This window comes from Paenibacillus sp. TAF43_2 (genome assembly GCF_052113545.1).
Classification (GTDB): Bacteria; Bacillota; Bacilli; order Paenibacillales; family Paenibacillaceae; genus Pristimantibacillus.
The window spans coordinates 1-7,600 of sequence record NZ_JBFRDK010000237.1 but is presented as its reverse complement, the minus strand read 5'-3'; the positions used below and the strand labels follow the sequence as shown (position 1 = coordinate 7,600).

The 7,600-nt window shown below is 42.4% G+C and carries 6 protein-coding genes and 2 pseudogenes; 1 reads left to right on the top strand and 7 read right to left on the bottom strand.

Going from position 1 to position 7,600, the window contains the following annotated elements; translation table 11 throughout:
- The 6 genes and pseudogenes from AB4Z17_RS30240 to AB4Z17_RS30215 form a co-directional block, all read right to left on the bottom strand.
- Positions 1 to 234: pseudogene (locus AB4Z17_RS30240) on the bottom strand (flagellin); the annotation flags it as partial.
- 1,209 nt (positions 235 to 1,443) lie between these two features.
- Positions 1,444 to 1,839, bottom strand: a pseudogene (locus AB4Z17_RS30235) (flagellin N-terminal helical domain-containing protein); the annotation flags it as partial.
- 250 nt (positions 1,840 to 2,089) lie between these two features.
- Positions 2,090 to 3,058, bottom strand: a complete 969-nt coding sequence (locus AB4Z17_RS30230) for a proline dehydrogenase family protein (RefSeq protein WP_441963971.1) — start codon at positions 3,056 to 3,058, stop codon at positions 2,090 to 2,092.
- A gap of 82 nt (positions 3,059 to 3,140) precedes the next feature.
- Positions 3,141 to 3,947, bottom strand: coding sequence for an AraC family transcriptional regulator (locus tag AB4Z17_RS30225; RefSeq protein WP_441963969.1), 807 nt, complete (start codon positions 3,945 to 3,947; stop codon positions 3,141 to 3,143).
- Positions 3,948 to 4,070: 123 nt separating this feature from the next.
- Positions 4,071 to 4,400: a carboxymuconolactone decarboxylase family protein gene (locus AB4Z17_RS30220; RefSeq protein ID WP_441963967.1), complete on the bottom strand. Its 330-nt coding sequence runs from the start codon at positions 4,398 to 4,400 to the stop codon at positions 4,071 to 4,073.
- A gap of 2 nt (positions 4,401 to 4,402) precedes the next feature.
- Positions 4,403 to 4,813 carry a tautomerase family protein gene (locus AB4Z17_RS30215; protein ID WP_441963965.1) on the bottom strand — a complete coding sequence of 137 codons (411 nt, stop codon included), beginning with the start codon at positions 4,811 to 4,813 and terminating at the stop codon, positions 4,403 to 4,405.
- A 110-nt stretch (positions 4,814 to 4,923) separates the two neighbouring features.
- Here AB4Z17_RS30215 and AB4Z17_RS30210 point away from each other — a divergent pair, with 110 nt between their 5' ends.
- Complete coding sequence (locus tag AB4Z17_RS30210) at positions 4,924 to 5,811, top strand: LysR family transcriptional regulator (protein ID WP_441963964.1); 888 nt, start codon at positions 4,924 to 4,926, stop codon at positions 5,809 to 5,811.
- Between the two features lie 605 nt (positions 5,812 to 6,416).
- On the opposite strand, the gene AB4Z17_RS30205 is transcribed toward AB4Z17_RS30210, so the two are convergent.
- A partial coding sequence (locus AB4Z17_RS30205; RefSeq protein WP_441963962.1) for a beta-galactosidase occupies positions 6,417 to 7,600 on the bottom strand: 1,184 nt, incomplete at its 5' end.

Sequence of the window (7,600 nt, the reverse complement as noted above, 5' to 3'; positions counted from 1 at the left end):
CTGATTAGCCTGAGCGAGCATAGCTTGTGCTGTTTGATTCAGAATACGCGATTTGGTTAAATCCATCATCTCTTTTGCCATATCAGCATCACGTATTCGTGATTCTGCTGCGGTTAAATTTTCGGCATAATTTCCTAAATTGTTCGCTGTGTGTTCTAATCGATTTTGCAATGCTCCATAAATCGTTCTATAGTTTGTAACTCTTGTTATGGCATGATCTGCTTGAGCTAGCGATTCACTAGGTATGGCCGGCGGTAAAATAGACATATTGGCAATACCCAATCCTTCCAGCTTCACACTGAAAAGGGGAATAATCATCGTTTGATTTTCATTTGCCCCGATTTGAATATCAAGTCGAGGCGGAATATAGTCCACATCCGTTATGTCCGTAGTAACGGTTTCAATAATAGAATCAATTTGACTTGTCGTTTTATTCGTTACGAGGTAAACATCTTTCTTAAAATTAAAATGATTTAGCACAATGCCAAATTCCAAAACAGCGCCATCATCAAGATCCGTCGTTTCCCATGATGGAGTAATAACATTGGGGCCAGAGCTTGACGATTGCAAAATATCGCTTCCCGTTGTTAATGAATTAGGCTTAACGTAGCTTCCGCCATTCAGGAACGAAAAATCGTAATTCACAAGATCATTTGATAGTTCAAACACAGTCCCTGAACTCGGTATTTCCGTTTGAATAGCAGTAACGCCTGTAGGAACTCCGCTGGAGGACGAAATATTATATGATCCGTCGTATTCCGGCTTAAAACCAGCACTAAATTTGATTTGTTTATCATCTACACCGGAATTATTTTTAATTTTAAACTCTGCTTTAAAAGCCGACCCGTCCGTCGACATCATCTTTTCAATTTCAATACCATCTTTTTCATAAACGGCTGTAATCGCACTCGAGGTTATAGCCGAGCTCGTTAAAGTAAAGTTATCAAGAGTATGAGAGATACCGTCTATTTCAACAGTTATGAACCGATCTTCAAATCCGCCAAAATCGGGGTACTGTCCGACTGTAGTTCCACTTGGAATAAGCTCAGTCTGAAAAAACACATTATTAATAGAAAAATGCTTAATATCAAGCTCTTTATATCTAGGATCGCTGACTAGTTCTCTTCCATAATAATAGGTACCTGTAGTTGTTGTCTCTGTATGGATATGTTCATTTTTTTCGTAATTGTTATACCCCTCACGTCCATCAGGTGAAGTAATGGGTGTGACTGAAGCGTTAAAATGGTTAACGTTACCGATCGTTGTATTCGTATTCGAAGATTGAGCGGTTACGGGAACCTCAGTCATACCAATTGGAAAAAAGGATGTTGTCCGTTCATTAATGATAGTCGTTGGAGGAAACGGTCCCGATGTATTTACTTTAATCGTATGACTTGAACGGTCGGCTAATATTTGAAAGTCATCTCGTCCCAAAAGATTAATGGTATTGAATTCCGTTTGGGTAGCAATTCTATTTATTTCTTCTTTAAGCTGTTGAATTTCTTGGTCAATTTTCTGCTTGTCCTCAAACGTATTCGTATCATTCATGCCTTGAATAATCAATTCTCTTTGTCGTTGAATGATATCCGTTATTTCCTGGTATCCGCTTTCAGCAGTCTGAATAAGCGATATCCCATTTTGAACGTTTTTATGTGCTTGATCTAACCCTCTGATTTGAGCTCTCATCTTCTCTGAAATGGCTAGTCCTGCTGCATCATCAGCTGCACGATTAATGCGAAGACCCGAAGACAGCTTTTCCGATGCTTTAGACGTTTGGATATTATTTTTCTTTAAACTATTATGAGCGTTAATAGCCGATGGGTTATTATTAATTATCATTATGGCTTCTCCAGTTCGTTTATCAAGCGAAAGTTTAATTAGTTTACGGTTAAAACATAGACTTCGGAACTACTTATAACTACAATTCTAGACCAATGTACCCAAAACCTCCCAAACAATAAAATAAATTTGCTTAGATGCTCATTTTTCTATAAATAAGCAAAAAACAAAAAAACGCTCGAAAATTCAAGCGTTTTACGATCATTTTTATAGTTGCTCTCTCTTGAAAGCATCACACCACTAAGTTCCTTCACTCATACGACTGCACAGGCTGGACTCCCTCATGACTTACCGTATCTATGACAGCTTGAAAAAGATTCGGCGGATACTCCGCAATGCGATGGCACAAGTACAAATACCATTCATGTCCATAAGTAAGATAAATCCTGATCGGATGTCCTTCTGCTTTCAGCTTGCTGCTCAAATCTGGACGAATGCCATACAGCATTTCAAACTCAGCATTAGAGCTTGATCCCACTCCTTGATTAAGAAGTTGTTCAATAATAGACTCATCATGGGTTGCGATCGATACACGATGTCCTTGGCGGAGCGCGCTCTGAGCAAGTTCAACATAACGATCATTTAGCGCAGGAGAACGAGGTAACGAGTATTCACTGGATTCTTGATACGCGCCTTTGACGATGCGGATACGGCTAGGTGAGGATATAGCTGCCAGATCCTGTGGTGTTCTTTTCAAATGCGCCTGTAACGTAATGCCGACATTCGGATAAATAGAAGCAACTTGCTCAAATATAGTCAGTATTCTGTCTGTCTTTGAGGACTCTTCCATACTAATGAATAGTTCAACGCCCGCTTTCTGCGCCTGCTCAGCTAAATTCATAAGATTCGAATAAGCAAGCTCCGTATCTAGCGAGAGCCCGATATGTGATAGATCAAATGATACTCGTGCGGAGAGCTCATTTTGCCGAGCTTCATGGATGAGCGCCAACATTTCTGTAACTGCTGCCTCACATTTAGCGACATCAGCAGTATTCTCGCCGATATACTCAAGTGATACCGCGTATCCTTTGGCGGAAAGCTCGCTTGCTGCTTCAACTCCATCTTGCCTTGCTTCACCGGTTACATACCGCGCAGCTGCACGTCGCAGCGTTTGGTTCAGCTGTGGCGTTTGCTCCACATATGACTTTAGGTCAGGACGACGAGCGATAGATTTGAGCGAAGCTGTAAATTGTTTTTCTAAGTCTGATCTGTTATGCATAATAGTTCTACCACTCCTTCATTCAAGTAAATCTAAGTTTACAAGCTAGACAGGAAGCGGTATTGTATAAAATTGCTCCATTTCAAATAGACAAAGCATATTTTTGCGGCGTTGCCCCAACGATTTTGACAAATGCTTTCGAAAAGTGACTCTGGTCATAAAAGCCCACTTCTGCTGCAATTTCGGAGATTGGTCGCTGCTTGGTCAATTCCAGCTTTGCATGATTGATTCTCAGCAAAATCTGATAAGCGTGCGGAGGCAGATGGCTCCATTTCTTAAATAGACGAACAAGATGAAATCTGCTAATACTCGCTTCATTCTCCAGCTGCTCCAACGTAACATTTTCGTCAAAATGCGCATGCAGATACTCTTTTATCAGTTTGACGTACTTTTGATCCTCTTTACGCTGTGATTCATGTTCAAGATCTTCCGTATTCTGACTAACGAGTGCTTGTACTAGCTCAATTAAAGCCGTTTCGATCTCAAGCGGAGTTCCTTTGCTTATAAGTGCCTCCATCGTCCGGTTTATTTGCAATCGACAAGCATTATTTTTACCCTCTTCAAGCAAGTACGGGATATCAAGCTGGCCAAGCTCTGTATGATTAAGGCCTTTAAACCATTCGGGCTTGATAAAAAGCATCTTGTACTGCCACTCCATATCATCAAGAGGATGACAAGCATGCATCATTTTTGGCGGAAAGCTAATGACTCTTCCCGCTTCAACCTGAAGCAGCGTTCCATCGCACCATGCGCTCGTTTCTCCCTCATCTATAAGTCCAATCGAATATTCCTCATGAAAATGCTTTTGATAGGCAAGATCGCTCCTCATACATCGCTTTGCTTCCAAAAAAGGCAGCGAATCCTCGCGGTAAAAGGTCACAGTTGACATGCTTGTGTCCTCCTCTTAGGCTTCAACTTAACTATTCAGTAAGCTTTAGTATATCATGATTCTAGTGAACTAATGGACATCCATATACACAAAAAAACACGCCCGAATTGGCGTGTTCCATCTTTATATGTTCACCTCGAATACTTCCTTCGCAACTTGAATCGCCGACGCAGCTCGCGGCCATCCAGCGTAAAACGCCAGATGGGTCAACGCTTCGATCAACTCTTCTTCGTTCAGACCGTTCTCTTTTGCAAGGCGGAGATGATAAGAAAGCTGTTCTGTAAGTCCTCCAGCGACTAGTGCTGATATCGTAAGGAGACTGCGTTCCCGAAGCGATAATTGTTCTCTTCTCCACACGTCCCCGAAGAGAACTTCTTCCGAATATCGCACGAAAGCAGGTGCAATATCCCCAAACGATTCTCGGGCAGTTGATTTGAATTTTCGATGCTTCATTCTTATGCCTCCTCCTTGTTGTCTGGACGTTCGATCATTTGTGCAACGCCGTTACCGAATGACCAATCCTCGAATTCCGTGTCGACCAGTACGACGAGAACGTCTTCTTTCCTCATGTTAAGCGTATTTGATAATAGCTCGGCTAACTTTGCGTAAAAGTTTTTTTTCTGCTCGATGCTTCTTCCGGATTTGAGCGTAATTTGAATATAGAGCAGCCCGTCACTTCGCTCTATATTTAAGTAATTCCGGCTAAAATAAAACTCGCTTTCTTTGTGTGAATGGAAAACTTGAAAGCAATCATCCTCCGGCACGTTAAAATGCTGAATTAGTGCATTCATAATTGCATGGCTTATGATGGGCAATTGCTCTTTCCCATATTGGTTTTCCATGTAACTTACTCTGATGAATGGCATTTTTATATCACTCCTTCAATGGGCTAACTTCATTTTACTCCCCGTTAATTTATTTATATAATTGAATAAAATGATATTTTAATTCAATTATACCGATGGAGATATATGCTATGGACTTAAAGGAACTCATTACGTTTCGAACCATTATTCAAGAAGGAAACTTCACCAAGGCTGCCGCAAAGTTGAATTACGCGCAGTCTACGATTACTAATCAAGTCCAGCGGCTGGAGAAGGAATTGGGCATTCAGCTATTTAAGCGAGGATGGGATGCAGAGTTAACCGCTTCTGGACAAATTTTTGCAGTGGAAATTGACAAGCTCATTCAACACTGGAACCATGTAACTGAGCAAGCAAAAGCTTTGCAAAGAGAGGAGATCGGCTCCCTGCGCGTCGGAGGGCTAGCATCGATATTCGAGCATGTGCTGCCCAGCTCTCTGAGACAATTCCAGGAACTTAAACCAAAAGTATCATGTCACTTTGTCAGCGGGAACACCGACTCCTTGTCACGAGCGGTACTCCAGAACCAACTGGACTTTGCCATATGCGGAGAGCCTGCCGATTTTTCTTCATTTAGCTTTGAGCCTCTATATTACGAGAATATTTCCTTCATTGTAGCGAACAACCATCCCTTGGCTGAAAGAAACAGAATAATATCCTTTGAAGAACTGCTTAACTATCCGATGATCGTTGGAGGAAATACCTGCTTGTATTATCTGCGGTTAGCTAAGCAATATTCCCATTACACCGAAACCCCTTTTCTATATACGGTGAATCAAATTTCGGCTATTCCTGGGTTCGTTCAGCGAATACCTTCCGTTGGAGCCGTTCTAGATTCAACAGCGTTACCCACGAATGTTGTGAAAATACACGTTGAACTGAAGGATTCAGCCATTCCGGTCGGTTTGCTGCAATTACGTAACACGGAGTATAATTCGTCATCCAAAAATCTTTTCATGCAATATGTAAAAGAGGAACTGCAGCGAAATGAAGTGTATTGAGCTTTCGTTTACCACCAAAAATAAGGTCAACCAGAAGCTATGATGGCATCTTTCTCTTTTGGGTCTGTTGATGCTCACTTAAGCAAATGGCGGACAAGTGAATTTTGACGTATAATCGAGGCGGGTTATGGAGCTAAACACACATAGGTTCTTACAGTGTGCGAAACGGCTAGGTTTGTGGTCTGTAAGCACATATATGCGCTTATAGAGTTGCTGAAGCGTATGGTCATGGTGGGAAATGGAGCAATAAGCACACATAGGTTCTTACAATGTGCGAAACGGCTAGGTTTATGGTCTGTAAGAACATATATGCGCTTACAGGGTTGCTGAGGCGTATGGTCAAGGCTGGAAATGGAGCAATAAGCACGCATAGGTTCTTACAGCGTGCGAAACGGCTAGGTTTGTGGTCTGTAAGAACATATATGCGCTTATAGAGTTGCTGAGGCGTATGGTCGAGGCGGGAAATGGAGCAATAAACACACATAGGCATAGGTTATTACAGTGTGCGAAACGGCTAGGATTGTTGGAGGGTGCCCCTGAAGCTTATTGCTTTTGAAACACCCTCTGATTTACTTCATTGCTAAAGCCTAGGGATAAAGCTCGATTTAGGTTGTCTGCTCATCTTGCACAAAATTTAACACCCGGTCATCCACCGCTGCGGACTCCCCTAGATCAGGCTGATCGCTAAGTGTGATTACAGGCTCAGTCAAGAAGCCATGCAGCTCAAAAAGCACAATCTCGTTGCGTCCCTTCCGCAGCAAAGGCCCTGGAATATAAAGCGCACGCTGAGGTCCAATCTCCCAGTACCGTCCCAGATTAAAGCCATTAATCCATGCTACGCCTTTATTCCAACCATCAAATCTTAAAAAAGTGTCCCCGATCTCTTCTACCTCAAAGGAACCTTTGTAAAATGCCGGAGTTTCTACTTGCAATTCATGAGCATTCGTTCTCTCGTAGCGGACAGATGATAGAGAATCAGGATAAAGGGGAAGCGTCCGAATCGTCCAATTGTATAGAAATTGATTATCAAGGAGCACTCCTTCCGTAATCCCCTTCGGATCACGAAGTCGAGGACCGTAATTGATCCGCCCCATATTCTCGACAAGGATATCTAGTCTTGCCCCATTTTTCGGAATGCTAATATCTAAGGACTTAGGATCCCAGCGCTCCACCACACCTAATAACTTGCCATCTAGAAATACTTGCGCTCGGTCACGAACCTCTTGAATATGCAGCTTTTGCCCAGATCGAGGTCCACTCACCCATGTCGAATACAAAATAAAACCGTACGCCTGATCAAATTTCTCCATAGGCTGTATGAATATCGATTTTACTGGCTCTGATAATTGTTCCAAATTATCAAGCAGTGTTGCGCTCTCTGACAATGTCACTTTGCCGTAAGAATATTTAGGAATCGGCAGCGGCATCTCACAACCTGGCTCGATGCCGTGCTTAGCAAACACGCTCCGAACCGCCTCATACTTGCTCGTCACATCTCCCCACTCACTCAGCGGTGCATCATAATCATAGCTAGTTACCGTAGGCTCATACGTTTTAATGTGATTGGCACCATTATAAAATCCGAAATTCGTTCCGCCATGGAACATATAAAGATTAACCGATGAACCTCTCTCCAATATTCTATCCAGTTCGTCGGCCACTTCAGCTGCATCACGAACATGGTGAGGCTCCATCCAATGATCGAACCATCCATTCCAAAACTCCATAACCATAAGCGGTTCTGTTTCTCTATACTCCCGATACTTTCCGAACGATTCCGCAACTCGCG